The 17,691-nt window shown below is 68.5% G+C and carries 18 protein-coding genes; 12 read left to right on the top strand and 6 right to left on the bottom strand.

The window, feature by feature from the left end:
- Positions 1 to 136 precede the first annotated feature (136 nt).
- Positions 137 to 1,621, top strand: coding sequence for a sensor domain-containing diguanylate cyclase (locus AZC_RS20375; protein ID WP_158304149.1), 1,485 nt, complete (start codon positions 137 to 139; stop codon positions 1,619 to 1,621).
- 131 nt (positions 1,622 to 1,752) lie between these two features.
- On the opposite strand, the gene AZC_RS20380 is transcribed toward AZC_RS20375, so the two are convergent.
- Positions 1,753 to 2,640, bottom strand: a complete 888-nt coding sequence (locus AZC_RS20380; RefSeq protein WP_012172492.1) for a branched-chain amino acid aminotransferase — start codon at positions 2,638 to 2,640, stop codon at positions 1,753 to 1,755.
- Positions 2,641 to 2,854: 214 nt separating this feature from the next.
- On the opposite strand from AZC_RS20380, the gene AZC_RS20385 reads away from it, so the two are divergent.
- The 4 genes from AZC_RS20385 to AZC_RS20400 are packed head-to-tail and all read left to right on the top strand — an operon-like array spanning position 2,855 to position 5,967.
- The gene (locus tag AZC_RS20385; RefSeq protein WP_012172493.1) at positions 2,855 to 3,406 is read left to right on the top strand and encodes a MarR family winged helix-turn-helix transcriptional regulator; all 552 of its coding nucleotides are present in this window, start codon (positions 2,855 to 2,857) and stop codon (positions 3,404 to 3,406) included.
- 10 nt (positions 3,407 to 3,416) lie between these two features.
- A complete protein-coding gene (locus AZC_RS20390) occupies positions 3,417 to 4,136 on the top strand; it encodes a response regulator (protein WP_012172494.1) in 720 nt (239 codons plus the stop codon).
- The gene (locus AZC_RS20395) at positions 4,133 to 5,521 is read left to right on the top strand and encodes an ATP-binding protein (protein WP_012172495.1); all 1,389 of its coding nucleotides are present in this window, start codon (positions 4,133 to 4,135) and stop codon (positions 5,519 to 5,521) included. The genes AZC_RS20390 and AZC_RS20395 overlap by 4 nt, the downstream gene beginning before the upstream one ends.
- On the top strand, positions 5,518 to 5,967 hold the full coding sequence (locus AZC_RS20400) for a GNAT family N-acetyltransferase (protein ID WP_012172496.1): 450 nt from the start codon (positions 5,518 to 5,520) through the stop codon (positions 5,965 to 5,967). The genes AZC_RS20395 and AZC_RS20400 overlap by 4 nt, the downstream gene beginning before the upstream one ends.
- 309 nt (positions 5,968 to 6,276) lie before the next feature.
- Here the strand turns inward: AZC_RS20400 and AZC_RS20405 are convergent, their stop codons facing one another.
- The 5 genes from AZC_RS20405 to AZC_RS20425 form a co-directional block, all read right to left on the bottom strand.
- Positions 6,277 to 6,633 (bottom strand): tRNA-binding protein, encoded by a 357-nt coding sequence (locus AZC_RS20405; RefSeq protein ID WP_012172497.1) that lies wholly within the window; start codon positions 6,631 to 6,633, stop codon positions 6,277 to 6,279.
- A gap of 54 nt (positions 6,634 to 6,687) precedes the next feature.
- Complete coding sequence (locus AZC_RS20410; protein ID WP_012172498.1) at positions 6,688 to 7,350, bottom strand: hypothetical protein; 663 nt, start codon at positions 7,348 to 7,350, stop codon at positions 6,688 to 6,690.
- Between the two features lie 108 nt (positions 7,351 to 7,458).
- Positions 7,459 to 8,295: a pyrroline-5-carboxylate reductase gene (gene proC, locus AZC_RS20415; protein ID WP_012172499.1), complete on the bottom strand. Its 837-nt coding sequence runs from the start codon at positions 8,293 to 8,295 to the stop codon at positions 7,459 to 7,461.
- Positions 8,296 to 8,363: 68 nt separating this feature from the next.
- Complete coding sequence (locus AZC_RS20420; RefSeq protein WP_012172500.1) at positions 8,364 to 8,864, bottom strand: YbjN domain-containing protein; 501 nt, start codon at positions 8,862 to 8,864, stop codon at positions 8,364 to 8,366.
- 288 nt (positions 8,865 to 9,152) lie between these two features.
- Positions 9,153 to 9,467 (bottom strand): accessory factor UbiK family protein, encoded by a 315-nt coding sequence (locus AZC_RS20425; RefSeq protein ID WP_012172501.1) that lies wholly within the window; start codon positions 9,465 to 9,467, stop codon positions 9,153 to 9,155.
- A gap of 299 nt (positions 9,468 to 9,766) precedes the next feature.
- Between AZC_RS20425 and lgt the strand changes: the two genes are divergently transcribed.
- The 7 genes from lgt to AZC_RS20460 all read left to right on the top strand — a co-directional run bounded on the left by lgt (position 9,767) and on the right by AZC_RS20460 (position 17,610).
- Positions 9,767 to 10,582, top strand: a complete 816-nt coding sequence (gene lgt, locus AZC_RS20430; RefSeq protein WP_012172502.1) for a prolipoprotein diacylglyceryl transferase — start codon at positions 9,767 to 9,769, stop codon at positions 10,580 to 10,582.
- Entirely contained in the window at positions 10,579 to 11,682 is a 1,104-nt protein-coding gene (locus AZC_RS20435; RefSeq protein WP_012172503.1) for a class I SAM-dependent methyltransferase, read from the top strand. Before lgt ends, AZC_RS20435 begins: the two co-directional genes overlap by 4 nt.
- A complete protein-coding gene (gene pgeF, locus AZC_RS20440; RefSeq protein ID WP_012172504.1) occupies positions 11,679 to 12,446 on the top strand; it encodes a peptidoglycan editing factor PgeF in 768 nt (255 codons plus the stop codon). The genes AZC_RS20435 and pgeF overlap by 4 nt, the downstream gene beginning before the upstream one ends.
- 125 nt (positions 12,447 to 12,571) lie before the next feature.
- Positions 12,572 to 13,246: a response regulator transcription factor gene (locus AZC_RS20445; protein WP_012172505.1), complete on the top strand. Its 675-nt coding sequence runs from the start codon at positions 12,572 to 12,574 to the stop codon at positions 13,244 to 13,246.
- On the top strand, positions 13,243 to 14,595 hold the full coding sequence (locus AZC_RS20450) for a sensor histidine kinase (protein ID WP_012172506.1): 1,353 nt from the start codon (positions 13,243 to 13,245) through the stop codon (positions 14,593 to 14,595). Before AZC_RS20445 ends, AZC_RS20450 begins: the two co-directional genes overlap by 4 nt.
- A 139-nt stretch (positions 14,596 to 14,734) precedes the next feature.
- Positions 14,735 to 15,892, top strand: a complete 1,158-nt coding sequence (locus AZC_RS20455) for a GNAT family N-acetyltransferase (RefSeq protein ID WP_052286026.1) — start codon at positions 14,735 to 14,737, stop codon at positions 15,890 to 15,892.
- A complete protein-coding gene (locus AZC_RS20460) occupies positions 15,889 to 17,610 on the top strand; it encodes a cyclic peptide export ABC transporter (RefSeq protein ID WP_012172508.1) in 1,722 nt (573 codons plus the stop codon). The genes AZC_RS20455 and AZC_RS20460 overlap by 4 nt, the downstream gene beginning before the upstream one ends.
- The last annotated feature ends 81 nt before the right edge of the window (positions 17,611 to 17,691 follow it).

Consider the following 17,691-nt stretch of genomic DNA (forward strand, 5'->3'; position numbering starts at 1 on the left):
TCTTCGACACACCGGACTGGCCCTTGTGCCGCGCATGCTATCCATCGCATGGTATAAAGATAACGCCCCGACAGAGAAGGCTGTTGCGACGTTGCCAACCCGTTTGAAGATGTCCCTCCGGCGGCACGGGGTCATCGTGTCCGTATGCCTCGGCCTCATCGCGACCCTCGGCGTGCAGGCCGTTCTGCTGCTGGAGATCCGGCAGGACCGCTGGACCAGCGCCATCCAGGCGGCGCAGAACGTGCTTCATACGCTGGACAGCGATGTCGACCGCAACCTCAATCTTCTCGACCTCTCCCTTCAGGGCGCGCAGGAGGCCACCACCCGCGTCGAGATCGCCAACCTCGACCCGGTGATCCGCAACCTCGTGCTGTTCGATCGCGCCGGGAGTGCCGAATATCTCGGGGCCATGCTGGTGCTCTCCCCCAGCGGCGAGATCGTCTATGACGCCAGCGAGGTGAAGCCCCGGAGCGGGAATTTCGCGGACCGGGACTATTTCCAGGTGCAGAAGGACAGCGCGCAGGAGCCCTATATCAGCGCGCCGTTCGTCGGGCGGCTGGGGGACGATAACCCCGGCATCGCCCTCAGCCGGCGGATCAGCAATCCGGACGGCAGCTTTGACGGCGTGGTGATGGGGGCAATCAGCCTCAACTATTTCCGCGACCTCTTCTCGCGCATCAACATGGGCCGGGCGGGCGAGATCGCCCTCGTGCGCAGCGACGGGCGCCTCGTCATGCGCTGGCCGTCCGGCGACACCCACGACCTGCTCAATGCCAGCATCTCGCGGTCGGGCCTCTTCCGGCACATCGCCGAAGGGCCGAGCGGTTCCTTCACCACCAGCGACGGCACCGACGGCGTCGAGCGGCATTACCTCTACGCCCCCGTCGGCCGTTTTCCGCTGACGCTGGTGGTGGGCTTCTCCGTGGACGAGGTGCTCGGCCTCTGGCGGCGGCAGGCCCTCACCTTCGGCCTCATCGGATGCGTCATTGCCGGCGCCATCGTCCTTCTGGTGCTGGCGCTGCAAGGCGCACTGCGGCGGGAGGAGAAGATGAGCGCGCGGTTCGAGAACCTCGCCACCACCGACTGGCTAACCGGGCTTCCCAACCGGCGCTCCTTCGACGAGCGCCTGATCGCCGCCGCCCGCAGCACCGCCCGCTCCGCGGCGCCGCTGGCGCTGCTGATGATCGACGTGGACCGCTTCAAGGTGCTGAACGATCGTTTCGGCCATGGGCGCGGCGACGAGGTGCTCCGCCAGATCAGCCAGGTGCTGAAGGCCTGCGCCCGCCGGCCGGACGACATGGTGGCGCGCTATGGCGGCGAGGAGTTCGCCGCCGTGCTGCCTGGCACGGACGCCGCCGGCGCCGCCCGCGTGGCCGAGGCGATGCGGGCCGCGGTGGAGCACGCCTTCCCGAGCCCCGACATGACCGTGACCGTGAGCATCGGGGCCGCCTCCGGTACGCTTGCCCCCGAGACGGAAACCCGGACCTTGCTGGCCGCCGCCGATGCCGCGCTCTACGAGGCGAAAGCGCAGGGACGCAACCGGGTAGTCCTCGCATCCGGCACGGCGCCCGTGACGGAGGCCCTGCCCCTGCTGCCGCCTTCACGCGTGCGCAGCCGCTGAGCCGTCGGTCGCGTCCGCCGGCCTCCCCCTTCTGCTCCGCAACCGCAAAGCAAAAGGGCCGCTCCGGTTCACGGAGCGGCCCTCTGGTTCTGGTCCTGCGCCGCGTTCGGCGGCGGATCAGGCGATCCCGATCAGGCGGCGGCCTGCTTCGGGCGGGTCTCGGCCGTATAGGCATCCATCAGCTGATGGGTGATGCCCGACGGCGTGAACTTCCACTCGGCGATCTCGCCCACCGGCGTCACCTCGGCTGCGGTGCCGGTGATGAAGCATTCGGAGAAGCCGGCCAGTTCCTCAGGCTTGATGTGGCGCTCGACCACCTCGTAGCCGTGGCGCTTGGCAAGGTCGATCACCGTGCGGCGGGTGATGCCATCGAGGAAGCAGTCGGGCTTAGGCGTGTGGATGACGCCGTCCTTCACGAAGAAGATGTTGGCGCCGGTGCACTCCGCCACGAGGCCGCGATAATCCAGCATCATCGCATCCGCATAGCCGCGACGCTCGGCCTTATGCTTGGAGATGGTGCAGATCATGTAGAGACCGGAGGCCTTGGCCTTGCAGGGGATCGTCGCCGGATCAGGGCGGCGGAACTCCGCGAGGTCGAGGCGCAGGCCCTTCTGACGCTGCTCGGGGTCGAAATAGCTCGGCCATTCCCACACGCCGATGGCGAGGTGGATCTTGTTGTGCTGGGCCGAGACGCCCATCATCTCGCTGCCGCGCCAGGCGACCGGACGCACATAGGCGTCCACGAGATTGTTCTTCTCGAGCGTCAGGCGCTTGGCCGCATCGATCTCGGCGATCGAATAGGGAATGGTGAAGTCCAGCATCTCGGCGGAGAGACGCAGGCGCTCGGAATGCTCCGAGGACTTGAAGATCGTGCCGCCATAGGCGCGCTCGCCTTCGAACACGCAGCTGGCATAGTGAAGGCCATGGGAGAGTACGTGCAGCTTGGCGTCCTGCCACGGCACCAGAGCGCCGTCCATCCAGATCCAGCCGTCACGTTTGTCGAAAGGCTCTCCGCTCATGATCTTCACTCCTGTTGGGCTCGTCTTCGGGGCGGCCCTTGTCTCCTGCGCACCCCCGCGCTTTGCAGGGGCCGAGGTTGTCGATATTTTCTGGACTCAAGGATGAGCCCAGCCGTTCGCAAGCGCAATGATCGAAACATCTCACCGGGATCAAGAGACCGATCATTTCGTCGCCGGCGCCCTGTGAGTAACGATCGGACCGAAAAAAGTCAACATGGCTGACATAACGCACCTGAGCGAAACGCCCCTCCCCCGCCGCACCGAAGGGCGCGACGCCATCGAGGCCGGCGAGACGCACGTCGATTTGATCGAACTTTTCTTCTTTGCCTACAGGGACTTCGTGGGAGACCCCGACGAAATCCTGTCGTCCTTCGGCTTCGGCCGGGCCCACCATCGCGTGCTGCATTTCGTGAACCGCAATCCTGGCATGCGCGTGACGGACCTCCTCGACATCCTGCGCATCACCAAACAGAGCCTCGGCCGCGTGCTGCGCGAGCTGGTGGACGAGGGCTTCGTGGAAAGCCGCGCCGGATCAGCCGACCGGCGCCAGCGCCTGCTCTATCCCACCGCCAAGGGCGCGGCGCTTGCGCGCGAGTTCATGGGGCTCCAGAGCCAGCGCATCGCCAAGGCGCTGGAACAGTGTGGACCGGGGGCGGAAGAGGCGGCGCGCCGTTTTCTTGTCGCCATGATCGACACCGAGGATCGGGCAGCGGTGGAGCGGCTGATCGAGCGGGCACAATTGCCCGCCGCCACGCCCTCCGCCTGAGGATCCACGGATGACCGAAACCGCTGCCCGCCCCGCTCCGCCGCCGCTGCCGGACGACGCGCCCCATCTGCTGGTGGTGGATGACGACAACCGCATCCGCACCCTGCTCTCGCGCTTCCTGAGCGAGAACGGCTATCGCGTCACCACGGCCGCCTCCGCCGCCGAGGCGCGCGGGCGCATGGAAGGGCTGGAGTTCGACCTCATCGTGCTGGACGTGATGATGCCGGGCGAGACGGGGATCGACTTCGCCCGCTCCCTGCGCGCCACCTCGTCCATCCCGATCCTGATGCTCACCGCCCGCTCGGAGACCATGGACCGCATCACCGGCCTCGAGGCCGGGGTGGACGACTATGTGGCCAAGCCCTTCGAGCCGCGCGAGCTGCTGCTGCGCATCGGCTCCATCCTCAAGCGCACCGCCCCTGCGCCGCAGAAGGCCATCGAGAGCGTGCGCTTCGGTGACTTCACCTTCCATATCGGGCGCGGCGAGCTGACCCGGCTCGGCGAGCCAGTGCGCATCACCGAGCGCGAGCGCGACATGCTGCGGGCGCTGGCCGAGCAGCCGGGCGAGACGGTGCCCCGCCTTGCCCTCGCCGCCGGCGGTGCCGCCAGCGAGCGGGCCGTGGATGTGCAGGTGAACCGCCTGCGCCGCAAAGTGGAACGCGATCCCGCCAATCCCTCCTTCGTGCAGACCGTGCGCGGCCTCGGCTACAGGCTGGTGGTGACGCCGTGACCGTGATGGATGCGAGCCGCGCCGGGCTGCGCGGTCTCTGGGACTTCATGCGCGAGGCGAACGCGCGCATCGGCGCCTGGTTCAACCGCGTCACGCCCAAGGGCCTGTTCCCGCGCTCGCTGCTGATCATCGTGGTGCCGATGGTCATCCTCCAGTCTGTGGTCGCCTTCGTCTTCATGGAGCGCCACTACAACACCGTGACCCGCCGCCTCTCGGCCGCCGTCAGCCAGGACATCGCGGCGGTGGTGGAACTCTATGCCGCCTATCCGCAAGAAAAGGATGTCCAGACGCTGCGCCGCATCGTGTGGCAGACCATGGAGCTCTCCGTGGACGTGCTGCCCAACGATCCGCTGCCGGTGCAGGGCCCGCGCCCCTTCTTCTCCATCCTCGACAGCGCCCTCTCCCGCGAGATCAGCCGCAAGGTGAAGGAGCCCTTCTGGATCGACACGGTCGGCCGCTCCAACCTCATCGAGGTGCGGGTGAAGATGCCCGAGTCGGTCCTGCGCATCTTCGCCCGGCGCAATGCGGCCTATGCCTCCAACTCGCACATCTTCCTGCTCTGGATGGTGGGCACCTCGCTGGTGCTGCTGGCGGTGGCCATCCTCTTCCTGCGCAATCAGATCCGCCCCATCGAGAACCTCGCCGACGCGGCCGAGGCCTTCGGCAAGGGGCGCGACGTGGAAAACTTCCGCCCGCGCGGCGCCCGCGAGGTGCGACGCGCCTCCGTCGCGTTCCTGGAGATGAAGCGGCGCATCGAGCGGCAGATCGAGCAGCGCACCGCCATGCTGGCGGGCGTCTCCCACGACATGCGCACCATCCTCACCCGCTTCAAGCTGGAGCTGGCCTTCCTGCCGGACGGGCCGGAGGTGGAAGCCCTGCGCAAGGACGTGGACGAACTGCAGGGCATGCTGGAGGCCTATCTGGCCTTCGCGCGCGGCGACGGGGGCGAGCAGACCCAGCTCACCGATATGGCGCAACTCGTGGAAGATCTGTGCGCCAGCGCCCAGCGCTCCGGCGCCACCGCCACCTGCACCTTCATGGGGCCACCGCTGGTGCAGGTGAAGGCGGATTCGCTGAAACGCTGCATCGGCAATCTGGTGGGCAATGCCGTGCGCTATGCGAAAACACTCCAGATCACCGGCACGCGGGATGCCCGCTGGCTGATCGTCACCGTGGACGACGACGGCCCCGGCATTCCCGAGGACAAGAGGGAAGACGTGTTCCGCCCCTTCCTGCGCCTCGATGATGCGCGCAATCAAGATGCCGGCGGCTCGGGCCTCGGCCTCTCCATCGCCCGCGATATCGCCCGCGCCCATGGCGGCGACGTCATCCTCGCTGACAGCCCACTCGGTGGCCTGCGCGCCAGCATCCGGCTGCCCGTATGAGCACCCTCATCCGCCCGGCGCGGGCCGGGGATGTGCCCGCCGTCACGGCCCTCGTGGCGGCGGCCTATGGCATCTACATTCCGCGCATCGGCCGTCCGCCCCTGCCCATGCAGGATGACTATGCGGAGCTGGTGGGACGCGGCCTCGTGCATGTGCTGGATCAGGACGGCGATGTGCTCGGCCTCGTGGTGCTGGTGCGCGAGCCGGACTGCCTGCTCCTGGACAACATCGCCGTCGCCCCGTCGGCACAGAAGCAGGGCCACGGTCGCCGCCTGCTCACCTTCGTGGAGGAGACGGCCCGCGCCGCTGGCTTCGAGACCATCCGCCTCTTCACCAACGTGGCCATGGTGGAGAACATCGCCCTCTACGGCCGCTGCGGCTATGAGGAGACCCACCGCGTCGCCGAGCCGGACCTTCATCTCGTCCATATGGCGAAGCGGCTGTGAGGGGGCGGTCATCGGGTGAGGTGCCGGTAGCGGCGAAGGCGGGAGATTGTCGGCCGGACGCAGAAGTGACGGCCTTGGCCTAAGTCATAACGGCGAGTCGAAGCCGGGCGGGAAAGCCCTCCCCCCTTGTGGGGGAGGGTTGGGAGGGGGGTATGGCTGGCGCCCCAAGCTCGCCCTTTCAGATGAAGAGCAACCTCTGGCCGCGTTCAGAATCGAGAGGGCATTACCCCCCTCCCCGGCCCTCCCCCGCAAGGGGGAGGGAGCGCGCCGGCCCCGGAAACTAGGGCGCAAACCAATAGAGCGCGGGGATCAGAACAGGCGGCCACCGTTGGGCACGCCGGCGGCCGGGGTCACCAGCACCACGGCGCCCTTCTCATCGGGGAATCCCAAGGTGAGCACTTCGGAGGTGAAAGGGCCGATGCGGCGCGGCGGCAGGTTGACGACGCCCGCCACCTGACGACCCACCAGGCCCTCCAGCGTGTAATGCTCGGTGATCTGGGCCGAGGACCGCTTGGTGCCGATCTCGGGGCCGAAGTCGATGGTGAGCTTGTAGGCGGGCTTGCGCGCCTCGGGGAAGGCCTCGGCCGCGATGATGGTGCCGGCCCGCACGTCCACTTTCAGAAAATCGTCGATCCCGATCTGCGCCGTCTGACTCGCATCCGCCATGCCGCTCTCCTGTTCCGGCTCCCCGCACCACTCGGGCGCGACGGGAGCCGATCGTCAAGCGGCGGCGTCCGCTGTCCCCGGCTCTTCGGTCACCGGCGGCACATCCCGGCGGCGGCGTTCGATGCGCCAGGGACGGGCGAGATAGGCAAGGTCGTCCAGGATGCCGAGCAGCTTGGCGCCATTCGCCAGTTCCCGGTCGAGGGTCGCCATGGTGCGCGAGAGGCCCGGATCCTCCTCGTCGAGCCAGACGTCGAGCACACGGCCGAACAGGAGCGCCAGACCCCGCGCCCGGACGGCGCCCGCAAGGCCGGAGGCCGGCAGGCGGGCGGCGGCGAGCATCCAGGTCTGCGACTTGACGCTCAGTTCCAGCAGCAGGAAAGCCAGCGGCGGATTGCGGCGGGCGGAGCGCATCAAGGCCCGCACCGCCTCCTTGTGCGGCTCAAGGGCATCGAGGCGGCGCATGAGCACCTCGAACAGCCGCTCCTGCGCCGTCTCATCGGTGAAATCGTCGTCGGAGGCGGCGAGCACCTGCCGGTCCGTGGCTTTGAAGAAGGCAGCGAGCAGGTCGCGGCGCGAGGCAAACGCGGCCCGCAGTTCGGGCAGTGGCACGCCCGAATGCTCGGCCACGTCCAGGAGGTCGATGCGCTCGAAGGGCGTCGTCTCCAGAAGCTGGAGAAAGGCCCGCAGCGCCGCGTCGCGGCTGGTTTCGAACGTCATGCGTCCTCCTTCACCGGCTGAACTCCCCCACGCCCGTCAGACGTGGGGGCGCGGACCTGCCGCCACAAGCCCCGCCTCCGCCATCAGCAAGAGGCGAACCGGCGCGGTTCAGCCCGCGAGTTCGCGCGAGCGGTGGGTCGCCTCGGCCACGGCCTGCGTCAGCAGCGGGCCGAAGCCCTTGGCCTCATCCATGAGCACGGCGAGCGCCGCTGCCGTCGTGCCGCCCGGCGAGGTGACATTCTGGCGCAGAATGGCGGGATCGATGCCGGACTGCTCCAGGAGCGCGCCGGCGCCCGAAACGGTGGCACGGGCGAGCCGGTCCGCCAGATCCGCCGGCAGGCCGGCGGCGGCGCCGGCCTTGGCCAGCGCCTCGGCCAGCAGGAAGACGTAGGCGGGGCCGGAGCCGGAGACGGCGGTGGCCGCGTCGATCAGGCTCTCGCTCTCAACCCATTCCACGGGGCCGACGGTGCCGAGCAAGGCGGAGGTGGCGGCGCGGGCCTCCGGCGAGACCGCGGCATTCGCCACGGCGACCGTGATGCCCTTGCCGATGGCGGCCGGCGTGTTGGGAATGGTGCGCACGATGGCGGCGCCCCGCGGCAGCGCTTCCTGCATGAAGCCGATGGTGCGTCCCGCCATGATGGAGACCACCACGCTCTTCGGCCCGACGATGCCGCGGATGCTGGCAATGACGGCCGGCGCCACCTGCGGCTTCACCGCCAGGATAAGGACGGCGGCGTGGGGGATGGCGTCATAGGCGGGATTGGCGGAAACGCCCTTGTCGGCCAGCGCCTTGGCGGCCTCGGGATTGAGGTTGGGATCGAGCACCACGAGGCGGGCGGGTTCGATGCCGAGCCCCAGCCAGCCTTCCAGCAGCGCGCCGCCCATCTTGCCCGCGCCCACGAGGACGATCGGGCCGTCCAACTGCTTCAGAACTTCGAGAGACATCGGAACACCTTGGAAGTGGAGGCGCCCGCCGGACCGGCGGCGCGCCCCGCGAAACAGGTTCCGCTGTCTTAAGCTTCTCCGGCCGTCTCGAAAAGCGCGGAGTCCATCGCCTCCCGGGCGGTCTTGCCCGCCCAGACGACGAACTGGAACGCCGGGTAATAGCGATCCACCGCCTCCATGGCCGCATCCACGATCGCCTCGCACTGGCGATCGCTGGCGCTCGCCCCGCCGGCCAGCACGAGCGCGTGGCGGAACATCACCACGCCTTCCTGCTGCCAGATGTCGAAATGGCCGAGCCACATCTGCTCGTTCACGAGCGCGAGCAGCTTGAGCACCTCGTTGCGACGGCTGTCGGGCACCTTGAAGTCGAAGGCGCAGGCCACGTGCAGGGCCTCGATCTCGTCCATCCACTGGAAGGAGACGTGGCAGTCGGTCCAGCGATTGTTGAGGGAGAGCGTGATTTCGTCCTCGGCGGAACGCTCGAAGGACCAGTCACGCACGGCGGCGAGCTGCTCGACCAGATCGACGGGGTTGGCCGGCGAATCGGCTTCGATTTCGATCAGAGACATGCCTCGACCTCGCGGTTGGAGGGGCGCGGAGACGGTCGAACGCGGCACGAACGGCACTCAAAGCCAGCCAGGATTTGCGCGACGCGGCGTGCCGGCGGCTCCGCCATCCGGAGAGCTTCGGCCACCCGGAACGGCGTGCCATGGCGAGGCTGCGCCCCGTCGCGCCTGGCGCGACGATCCGGCTCGAATCGCCACTGGACCCACTATATCGCGGCGCGGCATCGCGCCGCTACGACAGATTGTGTCACCCGCCTGTCGTCAAGAGCAGCGGGGCAAAAGGGTTCCGCCTCAGACCGGGCCGGGGCCGGCGCCGGGTGTGCCGGAGAAGCTGGTCTCGGAGGCGCCGCCGGAGAGGGCCGCGACCTTGGCTTCCAGCTCGGCGAGACGGGCAGCGAGACGCTCGTTCTCAAGGCGGGCGGCGGCGGCGAGATCCTTCACCACCTCGAATTCCTCGCGCTTCACGAGGTCCATGTCGCGCAGGAACCGCTCCATCTGCGCGCGCACGACCGTTTCCGCCTCCCGGCGCATCCCCTGCGCGACGCCGGCGGCGTCATTCATGAGACGGGACATTTCGTCGAACAGACGGCCCGTGGTCTGGGTCATGGTCGGCCTCCGCGCCGGTTTTTCAGGCATCCTGCGCCCTCCTCGGGCGCCATCGGACTGACAATGGGCATCTTGTATGGCGCCCGCAAGACCTGCACGGCCGGCGGCGAACAAGAGCCTGTGCAATGCGACAGGAGTGGCCCGCGGCCAAGCTGCGGCTTGACGCCACGCCGCGTGCGGCGCACATCCGCGCCCGGCTGGGCGACATCCCGTCGAGCGGGTGTCTTTTCATCTCGACCTTAAAGGCAAGTTCACGGCCGCATGCTTAAAAAGGCGCGGCGGCCGCCCCCGGAGACCCCATGATCCAGTTCGCCCTGCCCTTCCCGGCCATTGATCCGGTCCTGTTCGCGGTCGGCCCCTTCGCGGTGCGCTGGTATGCGCTCGCTTATATCGCCGGCCTGCTGATCGGCTGGCAGCTTGCGCGCTACCTCGTCTCGCGCCCGGCGCTCTGGGGCGGCACCTCGCCCATGCAGCCGAACGATCTCGACGACGCGCTGTTCTGGGCCACGTTCGGTGTCATCCTCGGCGGACGCACGGGCTATGTGCTGTTCTACAACCTGCCCTTCTTCCTCGAGCACCCCGACGAGATCGTGAAGCTCTGGCACGGCGGCATGTCGTTCCACGGCGGCCTCGCCGGCACCCTCGTCGCGCTCGTGCTGTTCGCCCGCGCCCGGGGCATCAGGGTGTTCTCGCTGCTGGACGTGGCGGGCGTCGTGGCCCCCATCGGCCTGCTCTTCGGCCGCCTGGCCAACTTCATCAATGGCGAGCTGTGGGGCCGCCCGGCGGATGTGCCCTGGGCGATGGTCTTCCCCACCGGCGGCGACGTGCCCCGCCATCCGAGCCAGCTCTACGAGGCGGGGCTCGAAGGGCTCGCCCTGTTCATCGCCATGCTGATCGCCGTGCGCATGGGCGCGCTCAAGCGGCCGGGGCTGGCGGCGGGTCTCTTCGGCATCGGCTACGGCATCGGCCGCATCGTCGGCGAATTCTTCCGCGAGCCGGACCCGCAGCTCGGCTTCCTGATGTTCGGCTCCACCATGGGCATGCTGCTCTCTATCCCGCTGGTGCTGGCCGGGGCCGGTCTCGTCATCTATGCGCTGAGGCGCCCGGTCCCGTGACCAACCCGCTGAAGGACGAGATCCGCGCCCTCATCGAGGTGGAAGGGCCGATCAGCGTCGGGCGCTACATGGCGCTCTGCCTCGGCCATCCGCGCCACGGCTATTATGTGACGCGCGATCCCTTCGGCGCCGGCGGCGACTTCATCACCGCGCCCGAAATCAGCCAGATGTTCGGCGAACTTATCGGCCTCTGGGCGGTGGCGTGCTGGCAGCAGATGGGCGAGCCGTCATCCTTCCGCCTTGTGGAGCTTGGCCCCGGACGCGGCACGCTGATGGCCGACGCCCTGCGCGCCGCCCGCCTCGTGCCCGCCTTCGGCGCCGCCATGCGCCTCCATCTTGTGGAGATGAGCCCGGTGCTGCGCCGCCGGCAGGCGGAGACGCTGAAAGATCACGCGCCGCAGTGGCACGACCGCATCGAGGATGTGCCGGAGGGGCCGGCCATCGTCATCGCCAACGAATTCTTCGATGCCCTGCCCGTCGACCAGTTCGTGCGCGGCCCCACCGGCTGGCACGAGCGGCGCGTGGGCCTCGATGTCACCGGTTCCCTCGTCTTCGGCCTCGATCCCCGTCCCTTCCGGCCCATCGAGGCCTTTGCCGCCGGTTTCCCGCGCCCGGCGGAAGGCGACCTGCTGGAGCGCATGGAGAGCGGCCCCGCCCGCGCGCTTGCCGCCCGCCTCGCGGCGCAGGGGGGCACGGCTCTCGCTCTCGATTACGGCCACGCCCGCTCGGGCTTCGGTGATACGCTCCAGGCCATGAAGGACCACCGCTTCACCAATCCGCTGGCGGAGCCGGGCGAGGCCGATCTGACCGCCCATGTGGATTTCGCCGCGCTCGCGGGCATGGCCCGCGCGGCCGGTGCCCGCGCCTTCGGCCCGCTGACCCAAGGCGACTTCCTGCGCCGCCTCGGCATCGAGGCGCGGGCGGCGACCTTGATGGGCAGCGCGAGCGCGGCGCAGAAGGCGGCCATCGGCTCGGCCCTCACCCGCCTCACCGGCGCGGGAACGGGCGAGATGGGCACGCTGTTCAAGGTTCTGGCGCTGGCGGCGCCCACGTTCGGCCCGCCGCCGGCCTTCGCCCCGGAAGAGGAGTTCGCGACATGATGGTGGAAGCCCCCCTGCTGAAGGCCCTGCCCGGCATCCGGCACGCCTTCTTCACCCGGCAGGGCGGCGTCTCGACGGGCCCCTACACCAGCCTCAACGGCGGCCTCGGCTCGAATGACGCGGAGGCGAACGTGATGGAGAACCGCAGTCGCATGGCGGGGGCCCTGGGCGTCGAGCCCGCGCATCTCGTCATGTGCTGGCAGGTCCATTCCGCCATATGCGTGCCCATGACGGCGCCCTGGACGCGTCCCGAGGCGCCCCAGGCGGATGCCATCGCCACCAATGTCCCCGGCCTTGCCGCCACCGTCACCATCGCCGACTGCGGCCCGGTACTGTTCGCCGATCCCGTCGCGCGGGTGGTGGCGGCCGCCCATTCCGGCTGGAAAGGCGCCTTCGGCGGCGTCATCGAGGCGACGGTTGCCCGCATGGAGACGTTCGGCGCCCGGCGCGGCGACATCCGCGCGGTCATCGGCCCGCTCATCCGCCAGCCGAGCTATGAGGTGGGCGAGGACTTCATCGCCCGCTTCCTCGATGCGGACCGCACCTTCGCCCGCTTCTTCGCGCCGGCCGACCGGCCGCACCACTCCTTGTTCGACCTGCCCGGCTTCATCGCCCATCGCCTGAGGGAAGCCCGCATCGACCACGTGGAGGATCTGGGCCTCGACACCTACACGGACCCCGAGCGCTTCTTCAGCTACCGGCGCATGACCCACCGCAAGGAACCGGACTACGGCCGCCTCGTGGCGGCGATCGTCCTCGAATAGCCGCCGCTCCAGACACGCCGTAAGCCCAGTTCCGCCATCATTCTGCTCGACTGCCGGATATGTTGAGCAAAATCTTAAGCTGCGCGTTCGGGGGACCGAGCGCCGGTGGGGGCTGGAGACACGACGTGCGGCTGCTCGTCATCGAGGACGATCCGGAGCTGGGTTCCTGGCTTCGCACCACGCTGGAAGACGCCTTTGGCGGGGCCGATCTCGTGACCTCGCTCGACGAGGCACAAGCGGCCGTCAAGGTCCGGGAGTTCGACCTCATCGTCATGGACCGGCGGCTGCCGGACGGGGACTCCATCGAGCTCATCGGCGCGTTCCAGCGGCTGCGCCCGCGGCCAAGCCTTCTGGTGCTCACCGCCCTGGACGATCCGAACCACATCGCCAAGGCGCTCGATGCGGGCGCGGACGACTATCTCGCCAAGCCCTTCGAGCCGGTGGAACTCATCGCCCGTGTGCGGGCCGTGATGCGCCGCGCCCAGCTCGACCAGAGCGACGGCGTCGTGACGGTCGCGAACCTGCGCTTCTGCACCGCGGCCCGCACCGCCTATATCGAGGACACCTCCCTCATCCTGCCGCGACGGGAGCTGGCGCTGCTGGAAGCGCTGATCCGGCGCGTGGGGCAGGTGGTGCTGCGGGAGACGCTGGAAAACGCCGCCTACGGTTTTGACGACGAGATCCAGTCCAACGCCATCGACGCCCATCTCTCGCGCCTGCGCAAGCGCCTGCGCGAGCACAACTGCCAGGCCCAGATCCGCCCCCTGCGCGGTCTGGGCTACATGCTGTCCGAACATTGAAACGGTTTCTGCCCGGCTCCATCGCCGCGTCGGGGGCGCTGTTTCTGGGGTTCTGCCTCACGGTCGTGCTGCTGTTCTCCTGGGTCACCTTCGCCGCCCTGCAAGGGGATGACGGCGGCTATGCCCAGTTCGACGCGGCAACGGCCATCCAGAAGTCCCTGAAGCGGACCGAGGCCGGCAGCTTCACCCTCCAGCCCGTGGAGGATCTGCTCGCCTATCAGCGGAAATTCCCCACCCTCTGGTATCTCGTCTCCGACGGCCGGACGTCCGTGAGTTACGGGCCGGTGCCCGAGCGGGTGCAGGCCGGCGCCAAGGTCTGGAGCCCGCCGCAGCCGCTCTCCGGCTACGCGGTCAACGGCTCGACCATGAGGACGGAGCGGCTGGGCCTCGTGGTGCCGCTCGAGGACGACACCATCCTCATCGAAGTGGGCGGGGCGGCCTACAGCAGCACCCAGATCACCATCGAACTGCTGCGCGACATCAACACCACGGCCGTGCCCATCCTCGTGGTGCTGTTCGCCACCATGGTCGTCACGGTCATCCTCGTGCCGCAGGTCATCGCACGCCCCGTGCGCCGTGTGGCGACGGCGGCGGAGTTCATCGACGGCACGCGGGAAGGCACGCGTCTGCCGGAAGACAATGCGCCGACGGAACTGCGCCCGCTCATCGCCGCCTTCAACCGCGCGCTCGACCGCATCGACAACGTGACCGCCGAGCAGCGCCGCTTCCTCTCCAACGCCGCCCACGAACTGCGCACGCCACTGGCCCGCGCGCGCACACGTCTCGAGGCCGTGCCGGACCCGCGCCTGCGGGCGGAGCTTGCCACCGAGATCCATTCCCTCTCGGCCACCGTGACCATGCTGCTCCAGCTCGCCCGGCTCACCTCCGAGCCCGCCGAGATCAGCCGCATCAACCTCACCGACCTCACGCGCAACCTGACGGCGCAGGAGGCGCCGAGCCTCGTCGCCGCGGGAATGGAAGTGGAGTTCCAGGCGCCGGATACGCCCGTCTTCATCAACGGCTCGGCACAGGCCATCACCGTCGCGCTCTCCAACCTCATCCGCAACGCAGCCCAGCATGCGGCCTCCGGCGGTCGGGTGGTCGTGCAGGTGGAAGCCTGCGGGCGCGTCTCGGTGATCGATTTCGGCGCCGGCATCGGCACGATCTACAACGGATCGAGCGTGATGCAGCCCTTCGCCCGCAGCAGCCAGAGCAGCAGCGGCACGGGCCTCGGCCTCTCCATCGTCGCGCAGGTGGCGGCCCTTCATAATGCGGGGGTTTCGCTGGACGAGACGCCCGGCGGCGGCACCACCGTGCGCATCGCCTTCACGCCGCTGCCGGTCGCCTGAACGGGCCCGATCCCGCGTAATGTCCGCGTAATCCTCACCGACAGAATGCCGGCACCAGCGCGCGAGCCCTGGGGCCGGACGCATGTCCTGTTGCCGGCCCTGCGCGTCGCGCTTCAAAGCCGCAAGAGGACGTCAGGCTGTGAGGGTTTCCGCCGTCAGCGAATTCGGCCGCCTGCCCGAGGCCATGTGGGACATCTGCTTTCCCGGAGAGGTGGAGAACCTGCGCTATTATCAAGCCTGCGCTGCCGCGCGGCCTGCGCAGACCCACGTGCGCGCCCTGATCGCCAACGGCACCCAGAGGCCGGAGGCCGTGGCGCCGCTGTTCCGCATGGAATATGCACTGCACACTTCGATCCAGGACGGCTGGCTGGGCGCCGCCATGCGGCGGCTCGACCGGCGCTTCCCCCGGCTCTTCCGCCTGCCCATGCTTGGCCTCGGTTCGCCGTTCGCGGAGCGCTGCCACTGCGGCTTCCCGCCGGACATGGACGAGGCGGACCGGCTGCGCGCCGCCGACCGCCTGCTGGACCTCTTGGAGCGGCAGGCGCATCTCGAAAACATCGGCCTCACCGTCATCAAGGACATTCACGAGGACGACCTGCCGGCCTTCCGCCCGCATCTGCTCGCACGCGGCTATACGCGCATGTCGAGCCTGCCGGTGGCGGTGCTTCATCTGCCCTATGCCACGTTCGACGACTATCTCGCCTCACTGTCCCGTTCGACGCGCAAGGACATGAAGCGCAAGCTGCGCGACGCCGCCAACGTGGAGATCGAATACCGGCACGACATCTCGGACATCGGTGACGAGATCTTCGCCCTCTACGAGCAGACCCGGCTGGAGAGCCCTTCGGATTACGGCGATTTCGAACAGCTGCCGGCCGATTATTTCACCCGCGTGGTGGCGGCGCTGGCGCCCCGCGCCTTCTGCGTCTGCTACCGGATCGACGGCGTTCTCGCGGCCTTCAACCTGCTGATGGTGGAGGAGGACCGGGTCATCGACAAGTTCCTCGGCATGAACTACCCGCTGGCCCGCACGCACGACCTCTATTTCATCAGCTGGATGGAGAACGTGCGTTACTGCATCGCCAACGGCAAGACGCGGCTCCAGACCGGCCAGGGCACGTTCGCCAACAAGCTGCGGCTCGGCAGCGTCCTTGAACCCATGCACAACTATTTCCGCCATCGCAGCCCGATGCTGAACGCGATGCTGCGGGCCATCTCGCCGCTGCTGGGTTTCGAGGAACTCGACCCCAGCCTCCAGGCGGCACGGCGCCCCGCGCCCGGGCGGGTGCAGGCATGAGCCGGGCGAGCGGCATCCCGATCTCCCAGCAGGGCCAGGACATGCGCCACGCCTCCCCCGCCCGCCCGCGCCTGATGCGGGAGGTGCTGCATCTGCTGCGCCCCTTCTGGAAGCCGATCCTCGGCACCACCATCGCGGGGGCCATCGGCGGCATGGCCATGGCCTGGTCGCTGTCAGTCATCAACGAGGCATTGACGGTACAGGCGCCGGTGACGGGCCTTCTGGCCTTCGGCGCCCTGTGCGTCATCAGCCTGCTCGGCCAGTTCGCGGCGGGCATCGGCAACAGCATCCTCGGCCAGAAGATCATCGCCCGGCTGCGGCAGGACATCTGCCGCCGCATCCTCGAGGCGCCGCTCGCCACGGTGGAGCGCGCGAAGGCCCACCGGCTGCTGGCGATCCTCACGGGCGACGTGGAGAAAATCTCCGAATTTGCTCACCATTTCGCGGGCTATGCGGCCGCCTTCGCCATCGTCGCCGGCTGCCTCGTCTACCTCCTCCATCTGTCGCCGGTGATGCTCGCCTTCGCGCTCGGCGTCGTCGCCCTCGGCGGGTTCCTCAACCACAAGGGCATGGCCATGTGGCTGGACCGCTTCGAGGCAGCGCGCTCGCTGGAGGACAGCCTGCAGAAGCTGTTCCGCAGCGTGGTCGAGGGCGCCAAGGAGCTTCGGCTCAACAGGGACCGCATGGAGCGGCTCCACCGGCACGGGATCGTGGATCTGACGAACCGCATCGCCCGCCTCAACGGGCGAGCCTTTGCCATCTTCTGGGCCGTGGACGTGCTCAGCCTCTCGCTGATCTTCCTCATCATCGGGGTGATCCTCATCATCCGCCCCTTCCTCGACATTCCGAACGAGGCCGTTACCGGATTCATCATCGTCATGCTGTTCGCGCGCGGGCCGGTGGAGGAACTGGCGGGCGCCCTGCCCGTGTTCAGCCAGGCGCAGATCGCCTTCCGCCGGATCAGCGCCCTCTCGGCGGAATTCTCAGCGGATCGCGGGGAGACGGAGGGCCAGCATGGGCGTCCGGCCGCCTTCGGCCACAGCATCGCGCTCCGCGGCGTGGTCCACCGGCTGGAGGATCCCGCCACCGGCCGCGTGTTCACCCTGCACGTCCCGAACCTCGATATCCGCGCCGGTGAGCTGGTGTTCATCGTCGGTGGCAACGGCAGCGGCAAGACCACGCTGGTGAAGCTGCTGCTGGGCCTGAGCACGCCTGCGAGCGGACACCTCCTGCTCGACGGCCGGCCATTGGCGCAGAAGGACCTCGCCGCATACCGGCAGCTCTTTTCCGCCGTCTTCGCCGATTTCCATCTGTTCGAGGAGCTCGCGCCGCGCGCCGACACCGTGGCCCGCGCGCGGGTCTGGCTCCGCCGGCTCGATCTGGAGGGCGTGGTGGATGTGGAGACGGGGCGCTTCTCGACGCTCGATCTCTCCACGGGCCAGCGCAAGCGGCTGGCGCTGATCAACGCCATTCTGGAGGACCGGCCCATCCTCATGCTGGACGAATGGGCGGCGGATCAGGATCCCTCCTACCGGCGCCTGTTCTATCACGAACTGCTGCCGGAGCTGCGCGCGCTGGGCAAGACGATCATCTGCGTCAGCCATGACGACCGCTATTTCGCGCTGGCCGACCGTGTGATCCAGATGGACTGCGGACGCATCGCCTCCCTTCGCCCCGGCGCGACGCATGACGCCGGACATGAGCATACCGCTCCGTAAATGCAATGCCGCGACAATTTTCGTGTCTGCATGTTACGTAATGTATCCGTAATGCTCGAATGAAAATGTCCCTCCGCCGTC

Origin of the sequence: Azorhizobium caulinodans ORS 571 (genome assembly GCF_000010525.1) — a bacterium.
GTDB lineage: Bacteria > Pseudomonadota > Alphaproteobacteria > Rhizobiales > Xanthobacteraceae > Azorhizobium > Azorhizobium caulinodans.

Excerpts from the sequence above, each read along its gene's own strand:
- AZC_RS20460 (WP_012172508.1), top strand. The coding sequence starts at position 15,889 with ATGAGCCGGGCGAGCGGCATCCCGATCTCCCAGCAGGGCCAGGACATG.
- AZC_RS20380 (WP_012172492.1), bottom strand. The coding sequence starts at position 2,640 with ATGAGCGGAGAGCCTTTCGACAAACGTGACGGCTGGATCTGGATGGAC.
- AZC_RS20425 (WP_012172501.1), bottom strand. The coding sequence starts at position 9,467 with ATGACCCAGACCACGGGCCGTCTGTTCGACGAAATGTCCCGTCTCATG.
- AZC_RS20390 (WP_012172494.1), top strand. The coding sequence starts at position 3,417 with ATGACCGAAACCGCTGCCCGCCCCGCTCCGCCGCCGCTGCCGGACGAC.
- lgt (WP_012172502.1), top strand. The coding sequence starts at position 9,767 with ATGATCCAGTTCGCCCTGCCCTTCCCGGCCATTGATCCGGTCCTGTTC.
- AZC_RS20420 (WP_012172500.1), bottom strand. The coding sequence starts at position 8,864 with ATGTCTCTGATCGAAATCGAAGCCGATTCGCCGGCCAACCCCGTCGAT.
- pgeF (WP_012172504.1), top strand. The coding sequence starts at position 11,679 with ATGATGGTGGAAGCCCCCCTGCTGAAGGCCCTGCCCGGCATCCGGCAC.
- AZC_RS20385 (WP_012172493.1), top strand. The coding sequence starts at position 2,855 with ATGGCTGACATAACGCACCTGAGCGAAACGCCCCTCCCCCGCCGCACC.
- AZC_RS20410 (WP_012172498.1), bottom strand. The coding sequence starts at position 7,350 with ATGACGTTCGAAACCAGCCGCGACGCGGCGCTGCGGGCCTTTCTCCAG.
- AZC_RS20400 (WP_012172496.1), top strand. The coding sequence starts at position 5,518 with ATGAGCACCCTCATCCGCCCGGCGCGGGCCGGGGATGTGCCCGCCGTC.
- proC (WP_012172499.1), bottom strand. The coding sequence starts at position 8,295 with ATGTCTCTCGAAGTTCTGAAGCAGTTGGACGGCCCGATCGTCCTCGTG.
- AZC_RS20405 (WP_012172497.1), bottom strand. The coding sequence starts at position 6,633 with ATGGCGGATGCGAGTCAGACGGCGCAGATCGGGATCGACGATTTTCTG.